Source organism: Novosphingopyxis iocasae (assembly GCF_014334095.1).
Lineage (GTDB): Bacteria > Pseudomonadota > Alphaproteobacteria > Sphingomonadales > Sphingomonadaceae > Novosphingopyxis > Novosphingopyxis iocasae.
The window spans coordinates 2,491,560-2,506,734 of the sequence record NZ_CP060495.1; the positions used below are offsets into that span (position 1 = coordinate 2,491,560).

The following is a 15,175-nucleotide window of genomic DNA, read 5'->3' on the forward strand; positions in this document are numbered from 1 at the left end:
GGGCGGGACGAACGAACCCTTCTCGCCGCTCGCGCATTGAGGCTCTGTACGTCACCTCCACCGAAAGCCGTCTCATGCAAAGCACCCAGCTCACCATCAATGGCGAGAGCAGAACGCTCGAAGCCGATCCGCGCACGACCCTGCTCGATGCGCTGCGCAATCATCTCGGCCTTACCGGCAGCAAGAAGGGGTGCGATCACGGACAGTGCGGTGCCTGCACCGTCATCGTCAACGGACGGCGGATCAATAGCTGCCTGACGCTCGCCTGCATGCATGACGGAGACGAGGTCACGACCATCGAGGGGCTGGGCCAGCCCGGCAATCTCTCCGATCTTCAGGCAGCCTTTGTGGCGCAGGACGGATACCAATGCGGTTATTGCACCCCGGGCCAGATCTGCTCCGCCACCGCGATGCTGCAGGAAGCCAAGGATAATTGGCCGAGCAATGTCTCCGAAACGCTGGAGGGCCGGTTCGAACTGACCGATGAGGAAATTTCCGAGCGCATGAGCGGCAATATCTGTCGCTGCGCTGCCTATCCCAACATTGTCGATGCCATCCGCGAAGTTGCGACGACGGGAGAGGACGCATGAAGCTGTTCGAATATGCGCGGGCCGAAGGCACCGATATGGCGGTGAAGGCTGCGGCCGAGCCGCAGGCGCGCTACATCGCCGGGGGCACCAACCTTCTCGATCTGATGAAGCTGGAAGTGATGGCGCCGGACAAGCTGGTCGACATCAATCGGCTCGATCTGAAATCGATCGAAGAGACCGACGATGGCCTTCGTATCGGCGCGCTCGTCACCAACAGCGATTGCGCGGCGCATCCGGATATTCGGAAGCATTACGGCGTCCTGTCACGCGCGATCCTGGCCGGTGCCAGCGGACAGCTGCGCAACAAGGCGACAACCGGCGGCAATCTCTGCCAGCGCACCCGCTGCTATTATTTCTACGATACCGCGATGCCGTGCAACAAGCGTGAGCCCGGTTCGGGCTGTCAGGCGATCGGTGGCGCGACGCGGCTGCACGCGATTCTCGGTGCGTCGGACCAGTGCATCGCCACCTATCCCGGCGATATGGCCGTCGCGATGAGCGCGCTCGACGCTACCGTGGAGATCGAGGGCAAGGAAGGCGCGCGCCGCCATGTGCCGGTGCGCGATTTCCATCGACTGCCGGGCGATCACCCGGAAAAGGACAATGTGCTGGAGCAGGGTGAGCTGATCACCGCGGTTACCTTGCCCGCGCCGACGGGCGGCACGCAAATTTACCGCAAGGTGCGCGACCGCGCGTCCTATGCCTTTGCGATGGTTTCGGTCGCTGCCGATGTCCGCATGGACGGTGGGAAAATCGACCATGCCGCGCTCGCCTTCGGTGGCATTGCGCATAAACCGTGGCACGATCCCGCGATTGACGATCTGCTGAAGGGCGAAACGCCATCCGATGCGCTTTTCGACAAGGCCGCCGACATCCTTCTCGCCGAGGCGAAGGGCCAGGGCGGCAATGATTTCAAGATTCCGCTCGCCCGCCGCACGCTGAAAGCCGTGCTGCGCGAAGCCACCCAGACCGGAGAGACCGCATGACCCGCCATCTCGTAATGGACGAGCCCGCCACCAAGCGCGTGCTCGATGAACTGCCGCAGTCACTCACCGGCAAGCCGATGGACCGTCCCGATGGCCCCAAGAAGGTCACAGGCACCGCAACCTATGCACATGAATGGAACCTGCCCGGCACTGTCTACGGCGTGCTGGTGCGTGCGACCGTGCCGAAGGGCAAGGTGACCGATATCGGCAAGGATGCCATCATGGCGCTGCCCGGCGTTCTGGGCGTGTTCAACGATGAGCGCTTTTTGCGCAATCCTGCCCAGGGTACCGCCGACGAGGCGCCGATCCAGGGGCCGGATGAAGTGGCTTATCTCGGCCAGCCAGTGGCGCTGGTCGTGGCGGCAAGCTTTGAGCAGGCGCGTCATGGCGCGCATCAGTTGCAGCTGAAATATGACGGCGCAGCGGACGGCGTATTCGATCCCGAAGCCACCAATGCGCCGCACGAACGGCCCGAGGATGATCAGCTCGATCAGGGCGATCTCGATCAAGCGATGCGCGATGCCAAGTTTAGCGTTGACCAAATCTATCGCACGCCCGGCCACAACAGCGCGGCGATGGAGCCGCATTGCTCGGTTGCCAGTTGGGAAGGCGACAAGCTGACGCTGCGCGGCAGCTACCAAATGCTGAACTACAACATCAACGAGCTGGCCGACTCGCTGAACGTGGATGTCGAGAATGTCCGCATTCTCAGCCCCTATGTCGGTGGCGGGTTCGGCTCGAAGCTGGGCATCGCGCCGGAGGCGATTGCCGCCGCAATCGCATCGAAGGATCTGGGCAAGCCAGTGGTCGTGGCCCTGAGCCGCCAGCAGGTGTTCGAATCGGTCATGCGCCGGTCCGAATCGCGCCAGCATATCCGGCTCGCCGCGGATGAAAGTGGCAAGCTGATCGGCCTTGGCCACGATAGCCTTGTCTCCAATCTGCCGGGCGAGGATTTCTACGAGCCGGTCATGCAGGCAACGCATTTCATCTACACCGGAGAGAACCGCCGGATGCAGATGGAGGTGGCCCGGGTGAACCGCACCTGTGCCGGGTCCGTCCGCGCGCCGGGCGAGGCGATCGGCATGGTCGCGCTGGAAAATGCGATGGACGAGCTGGCCGAAGCCAGCGACATCGATCCCGTCGAACTGCGCAAGCGCAACATCCCTGAAAGACATCCTGAAAAGGACCAAGGCTATAGCTCGCGCCCATTCGCGGAGGCGCTGGATGAGGGTGCACGCCGCTTCGGTTGGGACAAGCGCAACCCCAAGCCCGCGCAGACGCGTGAGGGCGAATGGTGGATTGGCATGGGCATGGCCTCTGCCGCGCGTGTGAATATGCTGAAGGAAGCCAAGGCGCGCGTCATCTTGAATGCGGACGGGACGGCCACAGTCGAGACCGATATGACGGATATCGGCACCGGTACTTATGCCATCCTGACGCAGATCGCGGCAGATATGCTGGGTCTGACCGCCGAGCAGGTCGAGACGCGGTTGGGCGACAGCGATTTTCCGAGGGGTTCCGGCTCCGGTGGCAGCTTCGGTGCGTCTTCCGCGGGCAGCGCGGTGTTCCTCGCCTGTCAGGATTTGCGCGACCAGATCGCGGCGAAACTGGGCGTCGAGGAAGACGGGCTTGTGCTGGAAGACGGCAGGGCAGGCGACAAGGGCCTGTCGGAGGTCCTGAACGGGGACCCATTGACCGGCGAAGGGCATATCGAGCCGGGCAAAACGTCCGAAGAGGTGCGCCAGGCGACCTATGGTAGCTATTTTGCCGAAGTCGCAGTCAACGGCGTCACGGGCGAAACGCGCGTTCGCCGCCTTACCGCGGTATTCGGTGCCGGCCGGATTCTGAATGAAAAGACCGCCACGAGCCAATGCTACGGCGGCTGCATCTGGGGCATCGGCATGGCGCTGCACGAGGAGCTGCTGTTCGACAATCGCGACGGTCACCTCGTGAACCGCGACCTTGCCGAATATCATGTTCCGACAAACCTCGATGTGCCGCAGATCGATGTGCATCTGCTGGAAGAGCGCGACGATTGGGCCAGCCCGATCCAGGCCAAGGGCATCGGCGAACTGGGCCTGTGCGGCGGCGCGGCGGCGGTGACGAACGCGATCTACAACGCCACCGGCGTGCGCGTGCGCGACTATCCGGTGACGCTGGACAAGCTGCTCGATCAACTGCCGGAGATGTAGGACGATCGTGCCGGGCTTCGGTGCGAACCGGGGCCCGGCGCAGATCAGGCTGGCAGATCGCTCGGCCGGTCGATATCGCGCAATTCACCAAGTTCGACTGCGATAGTCACGGTTTCCCGTGACGCGAGATAGCTTCCGGCCCCCCGGTCCCCTTCGATCTCTAGCAAGGCGTCGAAACAGCTGTTGCCGATCAGCGCCGGGGCTCCCGCCGCGCGATCGACATGACGAACGGCGCAGGCACTGGTTGGAAGCCCGTCATGCGTAACGAGCAGATTCGCAATCGTCGCGTGCGAAAGATAGGGCATATCGGCGAGTCCCAGGAGCAGTGCATCGGCGCCTTGCTCGCGCGCAAAACCGACTGCGCAATGTAGCGAACTCGCCATTCCGCTGGCAGCCAGCGGATTGTTGATCAGCCTTGCACCCGCTTCCTTCGCGAACAGTGGCACGTCGTCCGGCACCACCATGGCGCTGGCGAGCCAGTCGAATTCTCCCAGCACGGCCCAGCTCCACGCGCCGATCCTCCGTCCGTCCAGCATCGCATCCAGCTTGCCGCCGCCGAAGCGACTTCCCGCACCGGCGGCGAGCAAAACGGCTGCAACCCGGTCAGCCTTCATAGGCGAAGCTCTCATAGGCGGCGACGATCTGCGACAGCGCGCTCATCGCCAGAACCATCGGATCGCGTGCCCGCTCGATCAGGCCCACCGGGCTGCGAACGCGGGCGATGGCTTCTGCCCCGAAACCAAGCTCGTTCAGCATTGCCGCGCGTGCTGCCCGCGCCTGCGCGCCTCCTTGCGCGCCGATGAAATAAGCGTCCGTCTCCAGCGCCCACGGGAGCAGCCCGCGCTCCCACTCATGATCGTGGAACAGAAGCAGGATTGCCGTCCAAGGATCGACCGTCACGCCCTCCGGCGCGCGGCCGAGCGACAGGCTGCCGCCTTTGCTCCCCTGTGGCCAAAGGGTCTCGACCAGCACGCTCATGGACGCGCCCAATTGCCGCGCGGCGTCCATTTCCGGACCGGCGCCACATAGCAGCAGCCGCAGCGGCGGGGCGTAGCGTCGATTGAAATGCGCGCCGTTGCGCCCGGTTGGCCGATCGACGTCGCCCGGCTCCATTGCGCCGCCCTCCAGCGACCAAGCCAAGGCAGCGGGGCGGCGCGCATCGAGCGCGCGTACCGCGTCGGCGCACAGGCCCGCATCAGGCGCGGCGTCGACCAGCACGTCGAGCCCACCGCCGCAGGGCAGGCGGAAATCGATATTGGGCGAACCCGCACCATAGCGCAGCTTTTCGCGCGGAACGTCGCTGCCACCAAGCCGCCGGGCATCTTCGGCGAGCGCCGCCTCCAGGCATCCGTCCGCCAGATCGCCTGCGAAACAGCCATCCGCGCGGATCGCCAGCTGCGCGCCGGTGCGCCGGGAAAAGCTGCCGTCGATCTGCGTGACGGTGGCCAGTGCCGCGCCGGGCGTCGCCGCTGCGCGCAGGGCGGCATCGTCGCGCCAGCGCGCCGGATCGGTTTGGTTTTGGTCCATGATCGGCAGGTGGGCGGTCCCGCGCATCGGTTCAAGCGCGAAATCGGTTGATCCCGCCCTCGCTTTCGGGTGAGAGCGGCGTCCATGAAAATGTCCCGATTTCTCGTGCCGACCCTCAAGGAAGCGCCTTCCGATGCGGTCGCGGTCTCGCACAAGCTGGCGCTGCGCGCCGGGCTGATCCATCAGGAAGCCGCCGGCATCTTCAGCTGGTTGCCGCTCGGCATCCGCGTGCTCAAGAAAATCGAGCAGATCGTGCGCGAGGAAATGGACCGCGCCGGCGCGGTCGAGGTTCTACTGCCGACGATCCAGAAGGCCGATCTGTGGCGCAAATCCGGCCGCTATGATGATTACGGCGCGGAGATGCTGCGCATCAAGGACCGGCATGATCGCGACTTTCTGTTCGGCCCCACCGCCGAAGAGGTGATGACCGAGATCGTCGGCGCGCATGTGAACAGCTATCAGCAGCTGCCTGTCATTCTCTACAACATTCAGTGGAAGTTCCGCGATGAGGTGCGCCCGCGCTTCGGCGTGCTGCGCAGCCGCGAATTCCTGATGAAGGACGCCTACAGCTACGATCTGGACGAGGCCGGCGCGCGCGAAAGCTACAACCGCATGTTCGTGGCCTATCTCAACATTTTTGCGCGGCTTGGCCTCTCTGTCCTGCCGGTGCGCGCCGATCCCGGCCCGATCGGCGGCGATCTGTCGCATGAGTTCATGCTGCTCGCCAAGACCGGCGAATCGATGGTTTACGCAGATGATCGTGCGCTGGGCCTGCCCGCGCCCGGTGTCCCGCCGGAGGATCGCGCTGAATTGCAGGCGTTGGTCGATGAGCGGCTTGCGCCCTATGCGGCCAGCGACGAACTGCACGACGCGTCCGAATATGAAGCGCGCGTGGAAGAGGGCCACCGGATGGAAGCCCGCGGCGTGGAAGTGGGCCATATCTTCTTCTTCGGCGATAAATATTCGCGTTCGATGGATGTGAAACTCGACGGGCCGGATGGTCAGCCGATCGCGTTGCAGAGCGGCAGCTACGGCGTCGGCGTATCGCGCCTCGTCGCCGCCATCATCGAGGCGAGCCATGACGAAAAAGGCATCATCTGGCCCGAAGCGGTGGCCCCTTTTCATGTCGGCATCGTCAATCTGGCGCCCGACAAGGAGGAGGTCAGCGCGCTTGCTAACAAGGTTTACAACGCACTGGAAGGGGCAGGGCGGCAGTGCCTGCTGGACGATCGCAAGATCCGCGCCGGCGGCAAGTTTGCCGACATGGACCTGATCGGCCTGCCTTGGCAGGTGGTGATCGGCCCACGTTCCGTCGCCAGTGGTGAGCTGGAGCTGAAGAACCGCGCCAGCGGCGAAACGGTCTCGCTCGGCTTCCACGATCTGATCGCCCGCCTTACCCAAGGCTCGGCCGGAAACTGACCATGCTGCCGCCGTCCGGCCAGCCCTTCGTCCTGTTGGACGATGCGCGGCCGGATGGGACGCCTGCACGGCTCTATCGCAATCCGGTGCGGATCATCCGGGCGGATGAGCCCCATGAGCTGCCGACGCTAATGAAGACATTGCGCGGTGCGCGGGCCGATGGCCTGCATGTGGCGGGTTATCTGGCCTATGAGGCGGGCCTCGCGATGGAACCCGCGCTTGCCGTACGCATGCCCTCCCGCAGGCCGAGTCCGCTGGCCTGGTTCGGACTGTTCGATAATTGGGAGCATTTCGATTCGGCGCATCATGCCGATCCCGGCGGCGCATGGCTTGGCGATTGGACGCCCGAATGGAGCCGCGCAGAATATGATGCGGCCTTCGGTGCGGCGCTCGACCTCATCCGGGCGGGCGATGTGTATCAGGTAAACCTGACCTTCCGCAGCAAGGCGGCTTTTTCCGGCGATCCGCGCGCCTTGTTCGCGGCGCTGAGGAGCCGGGGTGCTGCCGGTTATGGCGCGCTGGTGCATGACGGCGCGGACTGGCTGCTGAGCTTCTCGCCCGAGCTGTTCTTTTCGCTGAAGGGCGACAAGGTGCGGGCCAAGCCGATGAAAGGCACCGCCGCCCGGCAGGTGGATGCCCGCGCCGACGCTGCGGCAGCGCGCGATCTTGCCGCCGATCCCAAGCAGCGCGCGGAAAATCTGATGATCGTCGATCTGCTGCGCAACGATCTATCGCGCGTTTGCATGCCTGGTAGCGTCCTGGCCGGTCCGCTATTTGCCGTGGAAAGCTATCCGACCGTCCATCAAATGGTGTCCGGGGTGCACGGTCAAATCGCGCCGGACAGCGATGCGGTGGACCTTATCGAAAAGCTGTTCCCCTGCGGCTCGATCACCGGCGCGCCGAAAATCCGGGCGATGGAAGTGATAGACGGTCTGGAGAAAAGCCCGCGCGGGCCTTATTGCGGCGCAATCGGCAGGATCGATGCCAATGGCGATGCGGCGTTCAACGTCGCCATCCGGACTTTGCACTTGCAAGCGGGCAGTGGGTCGGTTTCACTCGGCCTTGGATCAGGGGTGGTGGCGGACAGCGTCGCCGGTAAGGAATGGGCCGAATGTCTGGCCAAGGGGGAATTTGCGCGCGTGGACCGGCAATTCGATTTGATCGAGACCATGGCCTTCGATCCGCGTGCGGGGCTGATCCGGATCGAGCGGCATCTGGAGCGGCTGAAGGAGAGCGCGCGGCAGCTCGGCTTCGAATGCGATCGCCATGCTGTGCGCAACGATTTGCACGCGGCGACCTTCCATCTGACCCAACCTTCAAAAGTGCGGCTGATGCTCGCACGGTCGGGCGCGAGCGCGATCGAGGTGCGGCCCGCGCCGTTGCATCCGGAAGCAGGCTGGATGGTAGCACTTGCCCCTCTTCCGGTGGGGCCGGAGGATTTTCGCCTGTCCCACAAGACCAGTGACCGGGCGTTCTATGATGCGCCGCGAAAGGCCCATGGCGGTTGCGACGAGATTTTGTTTACCGATGCGGCGGGATTTCTCACCGAAGGCAGCTACAGCAATGTCTTCGTAGAGAAAGACGGTGTCTACCATACCCCGCCACTTGCACGGGGTCTGCTGCCTGGCGTCCTGCGTGCCGAGCTAATCGAGACCGGGCAGGCGATTGAGGCGGACCTGAGGCCGGACGATCTGGCCCATGGATTTTTGTGCGGCAATAGTCTTCGCGGTCTTGTTTCCGCGCGGCTGATCCCCACAAATTAACAAGCGACAACAACCACATTCACGATGCGCTAAGCAGTGCCGTCTACAGTGGCGTAGCACTTGGCGGACATGTCTGTCCGTCCGGTCAGCGATAAAATATAACAAGAAAGCCAAGGATAAGGGCAGCTCCCATGCTCAAGCTGAAAAAAATCTTTCGATCCGATCTTTTCTGGAGCCTCAGCGGCGGGTTTGCGCTCGGCGCGGTTGCCATGGTTACCTTGCCGACACCGGATGCGGAAATTTCCAGCTACGCACAGCATGCACCGTCAACGGCTTTGGAGCAGTCATGAAAAAAACACTCGTCTTGATCGCCGGATCCGCCGCGCTCGCGGGCGCCGCGCTGAGCTTTTCGCCCGGTAATGGCGGACTGATCAGCGTCGCGCATGCGGCCGAAGGTCAGCACATTCCCCAGGCGGCCTTGCGTTCCAGCGAGTCGGGATTGAAAACGGCGGTGTTCGCTGGCGGTTGTTTCTGGGGGCTTGAAGCCGTTTTTGAGCATGTCGCGGGCGTTAAAAAGGTTGTCGACGGATATGCCGGTGGCAGCAAGGCTACCGCGAATTACGAGCGCATCGGCCGCGGAGATACAGGCCATGCCGAATCGGTGAAGATTACTTATGATCCGGCTAAAATCCGTTACGACCAGTTGCTGCGCATCTTCTTTTCGGTTGCGCACGATCCGACGCAGGTCAATCAGCAGTTACCCGATCATGGCACGCAATATCGCAGTATGATCGTGCCCCAGTCGAACGAGCAGCTTCGCGTGGCCAAGACCTATATCGCGCAGCTCGACAAGGCGGGTGTCTATTCCAGACCGATCGCAACCGAGATCGAGACTGCTCAGCCATTTTACATGGCTGAGGAATATCATCAGAACTTCGCGAAGAAGAACCCAGGTCACCCCTACATCGTTCGCTGGGATGCGCCGAAGGTAAGCGCGCTGAAGAGGATCTGGCCGGGCGTCTATTCGGCCAAGCCGTCGGCTTGATTCGTCAGGCGCCGCCCAGCATCGCCAGAGCGTGAGCCCCGGCATGCGCCATCATGGCGGCTTCCAGCCCCCGCGAAACGAACAGCCATCCAAATAACAGTCCGGGCACCAGATTGCCCGCTATGACCGTCGCGACCAGCCAGGCGGGGGGCGCGCCTGTCATGCCCAGCAAGATCGGAAGATGGCCGAGAGCAAACAGCAGTGCCGCGATCAGGACGGCGCTGGACAAGACGGCCCTGCCGGGCGGTCCGGCGCGCCGCGTCAATTTCAGGCCGATAAAAGCGAACAGGCTGACGAGGCCCCATCGGGTCAGCACTTCCTCGGCAATGCCGCCATAAAGCAGGCGCGTGTAGGCCGGGGGTGCGAAATCGGCCAAGCCTTCAAATTCGCCGCCAGCGAGGCGCGGCATGACGAGATTTTGATAGAGAATAAGAATAGCCGCCACGATGAGCGCGGCGAGAACGGCCGGGCCGATCTGGCGCAAAAGGATCGGCAATACCGGTCGCCGCTCGGCAGCGGCCCGAATGGCCGGGGCGTCTAGACCGAGTTTGGGGGTAAGCCAGAAACCCAGCAGAAGCGCGCCGGCGAGCAGGACCGCCGGCTGGATCAGGATCAGTAGCCGCACCGCCCATATGGGCGCAGGCAGCTCGCCGCCCACCAGTGTCTCGACGGGCAAACCAACCAGGCTTATAAGCCCGGCCACACTGAGCAGGCTTAGATAAAGGCGGAAGCGCCCTAAGGCGGCGCGGTCCTCTGAACCGCGCCGATCGCTCATTTGGGGCTCATCACCATGAGCATCTGACGGCCTTCCATGCGGGGCATCGCCTCGATCTTGGCGGCTTCCTTCATGTCCTCGGACAATTTCTGGAGCAGCTCCATGCCGAGTTCCTGATGGGCCATTTCGCGCCCGCGGAAGCGGATGGTTACCTTCACCTTGTCGCCATTGTCGATGAACTTGACGACGTTCTTCAGCTTCACCTGATAATCGTGCTCATCGATGTTCGGACGCATCTTGATCTCTTTGATGTCCTGCGTCTTCTGCGTCTTGCGCTGGGCGTTGGCCTTTTTCTGGGCCTCGTACTTGTACTTGCCCACGTCCAGGAACTTCGCGACCGGCGGATCGGCATTGGGCGAGACCTCGACCAGATCGAGACCTACTGCGGCTGCTTCCCGGATTGCGTCGCGCGTATCCATGACGCCGAGGTTTTCGCCCTCGCCATCGATCACGCGAACGGTGTCCGACTGGATAAACTGGTTGAAGCGCGGTCCGCTCTTGGGCGGGGGCGTCATCGAACGCCGGGACATGGGGGCAGCTATAGCAAGGTCTCCTGAGATTCTGTTGGTCAGTTTAATATAGTGGTCTTCGCGCGATTGCGAAAGGGGGCGGGTGAGCGCGCCCTTCAAGGACGCGCTCTATCCAACTCGTCAGTTAAGATCTGGTGCCTTCGCCTCGCCAGAGAGCCGCGCGATGACATCGTCCAGGCTCAGCACCTTCTGATGTTCGTCGCTGCCCAGAACGCGCAGGGCTACCGTGCCCTCCTCCGCCTCGCGTTTGCCGACGACGAGCAGGTTCGGAACCTTTGCCAGCGAATGCTCGCGCACCTTGTAGTTGATCTTTTCGTTACGCAGGTCCGTCTCCACGCGCAGTCCCGCAGCGCGCAGTTTCTCGGCAACATCTTTCGCATAATCGTCCGCGTCGGACACGATGGTGGCGACCACCGCCTGCACCGGGGCAAGCCAGGTCGGCAGCTTGCCCGCAAAATGCTCGATCAGGATGCCGATGAAGCGCTCGTAGGAGCCGAAGATGGCGCGGTGGAGCATCACCGGGCGATGCTTCTCGCCGTCCTCGCCGATATAGCTGGCGTCCAGACGATCGGGCAGCACGCGGTCGGACTGGATCGTGCCGACCTGCCAGGTCCGCCCGATCGCATCGGTCAGATGCCATTCCAGCTTGGGCGCATAGAAAGCGCCTTCGCCAGGCAGCTCTTCCCAGCCATAGTCTTCGGTGGCGAGGCCTGCCTCGACAACCGCGTTGCGCAGCTCGTCTTCGGCCTTGTCCCAATCGGCGTCCGAACCGAAGCGCTGTTCGGGGCGCAGCGCCAGCTTGATCGAATAGGTGAAGCCGAAATCACGGTAGACGCGGTCGGCCAGCTCGCAGAATTTTCGGACCTCGCCGACGATCTGGTCTTCGGTGCAGAAGATGTGCGCATCGTCCTGCGTGAACTGGCGCACGCGCATCAGGCCGTGCAGTGCGCCATGCGGCTCATTGCGATGGCAGCAGCCCATTTCGCCCAGGCGCAGCGGAAGATCGCGATAGGATTTGATGCCCTGCTTGAAGACCAGCACATGGGCCGGGCAGTTCATGGGCTTCAATGCCATCCACTGCGCATCGTCGCTGACCAGCGAGCCTTCGTCCTCGGTGTTCGGCACTTCATCGGGGATCACGAACATGTTCTCGCGATATTTACCCCAATGGCCGGACTGCTCCCACTGGCGCGCGTCCATCAGCTGCGGGGTCTTGATCTCGCGGTAGCCCGCACCGTCCATGGCGCGGCGCATATAGGCCTCCAGCTCGCGCCAGATGCGATAGCCCTTGGGGTGCCAGAAGACGCTGCCATGCGCCTCTTCCTGCAGATGGAACAGGTCCATCTCGCGGCCCAGCTTGCGGTGGTCGCGCTTGGCCGCTTCCTCGAGGCGGATGAGATGCTGTTTCAGCTGCTTCCGGTCGAGCCAGCCCGTGCCGTAGATGCGGCTCAGCATGGCGTTCTTCTGGTCGCCGCGCCAATAGGCGCCCGAAACGCGGGTAAGCTTGAACGCGTCCGGCGCCAGTTTGCCGGTGCTCGCCAGATGCGGACCGCGGCACATATCGAGCCAGTCGCCCGCCCGGTAAACCGTCAGTTCCTCGCCCTCGGGCAGCTCGCCGGCCCACTCGGCCTTGAACGTCTCCCCATGATCCTCGAACCACTGGATCAACTGCTGGCGGGTCCAGACTTCGCGCACCAGCGGGGTATCCGCGGCGATCAGGCGGCGCATCTCCTCTTCGATTCGCGGCAGATCCTCTTCGGTGAACTGGCCGTGATCGGCAGGCGGGGCGAAGTCGTAATAAAAGCCGTCGTCGGTCGCCGGACCAAAGGTGATCTGCGTGCCGGGGAACAGGTTCTGCACCGCCTCGGCCAGCACATGCGCGTAATCGTGACGCGCCAGCTCCAGCGCCTCATCGACATCGCGGCTGGTGACGAGCGCGAGCTCCGCATCTTCCTCGATCGGACGGCCGATGTCGCGCATTTCTCCGTTCACCTTGGCCGCAATCGCCGCCTTGGCGAGCCCCGGTCCGATTGCCGCGGCCACGTCCGCCGGCGTAGTCCCGCGCTCTACTTCGCGCGCGGAACCGTCGGGCAGGGTGATCTTGATCATCTCGGACATGGAAAAGGGGCTCGTCTCGCTGGTGAAAACTGCGGCCTAGATAGAGAGGCGGGCGCAACATGGGAAGTCGTCTACGGGTAGCGCAGAGACGCGAATGCTCAGCGGGGACTAAGAGACCTTGTCAAAATGAAAAGGACGCTTGACACGGCATCGGATCAGAATGTAAAGCAAGCCATACCTTATGGATATGGAGCTTTACGCATGACGAACTGGAAATCTGCCTTGCCTTGGGGCCTCGCCATCCTTGTCATCGCTTTCTTCGCGCGCATGAACTGGATCGACGGCGATGCGGGGCGAACCCTGATCATCGCCTTCGCGGCACTTGCGGTCACCTCGTTGGCGCGCGCGCGGCGCTGCGGCCTTCTGCGCCGAGGCGCCTGAGCGGTGGCCGCGTCGAAAGCCCCGGCACGCCGCTATCTGCGGCGTCTATCGACTGCGATGGCGATCTACCTTCTCTCGCTGTTTGCTGGGGAATATTTGATCGAACGCGATCTGGTCAGCGGTCCGGTCACCTGGGTGTTGGCGCTTCTGCCCGGCCTTGCCATCATCGGCGCTTTCTGGGCGATCGCTATGCTGATCGTCGAGACCGAGGACGAATTCATCCGCATGCTGATGGTGCGTCAGGTGATGATCGGCACCGGCTTCGCGCTGTCGATCGCAACGATCTGGGGCTTTCTCGAGAATTTCGAGCTGGTACCGCATGTCGATGCGTACTGGGTCGCGATCCTCTGGTTCGGCGGCTTCGGCCTTGGCGCGTGCGTAAACCGGCTGACACACGGTGCGTGGGGCAATGTGAAATGAAAAACCGCCTCAAGGTCCTGCGCGCCGAGCGGGACTGGACCCAGAGCGATCTGGCCGAGCGGCTGGAAATTTCACGCCAGAGCGTGAACGCCATCGAAACCGGCCGCTACGACCCCTCCCTCCCGCTGGCCTTCAAGATTGCGGCTCTGTTTGAGCTGGCGATCGAAGAGATTTTCTCGACAGGAAACTGAACAATGAAAATGATGTATCGTGCGCTCGCCGTCGTCGCGACGCTTCTATTTGCCACCCCGGTAGCGGCGGAAAATTGTCCGAGCTTCGCGGTGGAAGGTACGGGACCGGATGTGATTCTCGTGCCTGGTCTGGCGTCCTCACCCGCAACTTACGACGGGTTGGTCGAAGCACTGAAAGACCGGTTTCGCTTTCATCGCATCACGCTTGCGGGTTTCGCGGGACGGCCTGCCGAACAGGCAGGCGCTATCGATACGGCCGAGGATGAGATCGTCCGCTATATTTCGTGCGCGGGGCTGGAGCGACCCGCGCTGATCGGCCATTCGCTCGGTGGTTTCGTGGGAATGAAGGTGGCGTCCGGCCATTCGGCGCTTCTATCGCGGCTGATTGTCGTCGATGCACTGCCCTTCTATTCGCTCATCATGAACGCGAATGCCACGCCCACGGCAATGAAACCCGCCGCAGACGCGCTCGCGGCGCAGATGCGCGCCATGGACGCGGCTACCTTCGCGGCTGGTCAAGCACGCACCGCGGCGATGCTTTCCGCATCGGAAGAGGGGCAGAAGCGGATCGTGGAATGGTCAAGGCAAAGCGATCGCGATGCGATGGCAGATGCGGTGCACCGCCTGATGACGAGCGATCTGCGCGGCGACATTGCCAGGATCACCATTCCCGTCACGGTGCTCTATGCTGTGAACGACTATGTGCCCGAGGCGCGTGCGAAGGTGTTGTTCGAAGGCGCCTATGCCAGCCTGCCGGATACCCGGTTTGTGCCCGTCGCCGACAGTCGCCACTTTATCATGTTCGATCAACCCGATCGCTTCACGGAGGAAGTTGGCAAAGCGCTGACGGGTTCTGTCGCACGGTGAGGGGTGCGCGGGGGCGCTGGGTGTCCTAAGCTTCCCCCATGACCCGGAAGCTCAAGCTCAAGGCGCAGCTTTATCTTGGCGAGGAGATCGCGATCGGGCCGGGCAAGGCGGATCTGCTGGACGCGATCGCCGAAACCGGCTCGATCTCCGCTGCCGCGCGCAAGCTTGGCATGAGCTATCGGCGCGGATGGCTGCTGGTGGATGTGATGAATCGAAGCTGGAAGGAGCCGCTGGTCGAAACGGTGGTCGGTGGGCGTTCGGGCGCGCGCCTTACCGATCTGGGGCGGCAGGTGCTGGCCCATTACCGTGCGCTTGAAACGGAACTGGCCGCGCTGGGCGAAGGTGCAGCCGCCGCGCGCCTGCAAGCGCTGCTGGCCAAAGAGGATTGAACCCTTTCCATCGCACCGTGTTGCTGTATCTGGCGATATATA

17 protein-coding genes are annotated in these 15,175 nt (G+C 63.1%); 12 read left to right on the plus strand and 5 right to left on the minus strand.

All coding sequences use genetic code 11. The features are described from left to right. Positions 1-74 precede the first annotated feature (74 nt). The 3 genes from H7X45_RS11920 to H7X45_RS11930 are packed head-to-tail and all read left to right on the plus strand — an operon-like array spanning position 75 to position 3,768. Positions 75-590 (plus strand): 2Fe-2S iron-sulfur cluster-binding protein, encoded by a 516-nt coding sequence (locus tag H7X45_RS11920; protein WP_187335073.1) that lies wholly within the window; start codon positions 75-77, stop codon positions 588-590. Then, positions 587-1,576, plus strand: coding sequence for an FAD binding domain-containing protein (locus H7X45_RS11925; protein ID WP_187335074.1), 990 nt, complete (start codon positions 587-589; stop codon positions 1,574-1,576). The genes H7X45_RS11920 and H7X45_RS11925 overlap by 4 nt, the downstream gene beginning before the upstream one ends. Next, positions 1,573-3,768, plus strand: coding sequence for a xanthine dehydrogenase family protein molybdopterin-binding subunit (locus H7X45_RS11930; protein WP_187335075.1), 2,196 nt, complete (start codon positions 1,573-1,575; stop codon positions 3,766-3,768). Before H7X45_RS11925 ends, H7X45_RS11930 begins: the two co-directional genes overlap by 4 nt. 44 nt (positions 3,769-3,812) lie before the next feature. Here H7X45_RS11930 and H7X45_RS11935 read toward each other — a convergent pair whose 3' ends face one another. Then, a complete protein-coding gene (locus H7X45_RS11935) occupies positions 3,813-4,382 on the minus strand; it encodes a nucleotidyltransferase family protein (protein WP_187335076.1) in 570 nt (189 codons plus the stop codon). Beyond that, the gene (locus H7X45_RS11940) at positions 4,372-5,295 is read right to left on the minus strand and encodes an XdhC family protein (RefSeq protein ID WP_214645493.1); all 924 of its coding nucleotides are present in this window, start codon (positions 5,293-5,295) and stop codon (positions 4,372-4,374) included. Before H7X45_RS11940 ends, H7X45_RS11935 begins: the two co-directional genes overlap by 11 nt. 84 nt (positions 5,296-5,379) lie before the next feature. On the opposite strand from H7X45_RS11940, the gene proS reads away from it, so the two are divergent. The 4 genes from proS (at position 5,380) to msrA (ending at position 9,462) form a co-directional block, all read left to right on the plus strand. Then, complete coding sequence (gene proS, locus H7X45_RS11945) at positions 5,380-6,714, plus strand: proline--tRNA ligase (RefSeq protein WP_187335078.1); 1,335 nt, start codon at positions 5,380-5,382, stop codon at positions 6,712-6,714. Positions 6,715-6,716: 2 nt separating this feature from the next. Then, the gene (gene pabB / locus H7X45_RS11950; protein ID WP_187335079.1) at positions 6,717-8,477 is read left to right on the plus strand and encodes an aminodeoxychorismate synthase component I; all 1,761 of its coding nucleotides are present in this window, start codon (positions 6,717-6,719) and stop codon (positions 8,475-8,477) included. A gap of 131 nt (positions 8,478-8,608) precedes the next feature. After that, positions 8,609-8,767 (plus strand): hypothetical protein, encoded by a 159-nt coding sequence (locus H7X45_RS11955; RefSeq protein WP_187335080.1) that lies wholly within the window; start codon positions 8,609-8,611, stop codon positions 8,765-8,767. Continuing rightward, positions 8,764-9,462, plus strand: coding sequence for a peptide-methionine (S)-S-oxide reductase MsrA (gene msrA / locus H7X45_RS11960; protein ID WP_187335081.1), 699 nt, complete (start codon positions 8,764-8,766; stop codon positions 9,460-9,462). The genes H7X45_RS11955 and msrA overlap by 4 nt, the downstream gene beginning before the upstream one ends. A gap of 4 nt (positions 9,463-9,466) precedes the next feature. On the opposite strand, the gene H7X45_RS11965 is transcribed toward msrA, so the two are convergent. The 3 genes from H7X45_RS11965 to thrS all read right to left on the minus strand — a co-directional run bounded on the left by H7X45_RS11965 (position 9,467) and on the right by thrS (position 12,885). Next, a complete protein-coding gene (locus H7X45_RS11965) occupies positions 9,467-10,237 on the minus strand; it encodes a CPBP family glutamic-type intramembrane protease (protein ID WP_187335082.1) in 771 nt (256 codons plus the stop codon). After that, a complete protein-coding gene (gene infC / locus H7X45_RS11970; RefSeq protein ID WP_187335083.1) occupies positions 10,234-10,767 on the minus strand; it encodes a translation initiation factor IF-3 in 534 nt (177 codons plus the stop codon). The genes H7X45_RS11965 and infC overlap by 4 nt, the downstream gene beginning before the upstream one ends. Positions 10,768-10,887: 120 nt before the next feature. After that, complete coding sequence (thrS, locus tag H7X45_RS11975) at positions 10,888-12,885, minus strand: threonine--tRNA ligase (RefSeq protein WP_187335084.1); 1,998 nt, start codon at positions 12,883-12,885, stop codon at positions 10,888-10,890. 201 nt (positions 12,886-13,086) lie between these two features. On the opposite strand from thrS, the gene H7X45_RS11980 reads away from it, so the two are divergent. From H7X45_RS11980 to H7X45_RS12000, 5 genes are read left to right on the plus strand one after another with little or no spacing between them, the layout of a single operon-like run. Continuing rightward, complete coding sequence (locus H7X45_RS11980; RefSeq protein ID WP_187335085.1) at positions 13,087-13,266, plus strand: hypothetical protein; 180 nt, start codon at positions 13,087-13,089, stop codon at positions 13,264-13,266. 3 nt (positions 13,267-13,269) lie between these two features. Beyond that, positions 13,270-13,686 carry a hypothetical protein gene (locus H7X45_RS11985; protein WP_246449455.1) on the plus strand — a complete coding sequence of 139 codons (417 nt, stop codon included), beginning with the start codon at positions 13,270-13,272 and terminating at the stop codon, positions 13,684-13,686. Further along, positions 13,683-13,877, plus strand: a complete 195-nt coding sequence (locus H7X45_RS11990; RefSeq protein ID WP_187335086.1) for a helix-turn-helix transcriptional regulator — start codon at positions 13,683-13,685, stop codon at positions 13,875-13,877. Before H7X45_RS11985 ends, H7X45_RS11990 begins: the two co-directional genes overlap by 4 nt. A 3-nt stretch (positions 13,878-13,880) precedes the next feature. After that, positions 13,881-14,744 (plus strand): alpha/beta fold hydrolase, encoded by an 864-nt coding sequence (locus H7X45_RS11995; RefSeq protein ID WP_187335087.1) that lies wholly within the window; start codon positions 13,881-13,883, stop codon positions 14,742-14,744. A gap of 38 nt (positions 14,745-14,782) precedes the next feature. Further along, a complete protein-coding gene (locus tag H7X45_RS12000) occupies positions 14,783-15,133 on the plus strand; it encodes a winged helix-turn-helix domain-containing protein (RefSeq protein ID WP_187335088.1) in 351 nt (116 codons plus the stop codon). Positions 15,134-15,175: the final 42 nt, after the last annotated feature.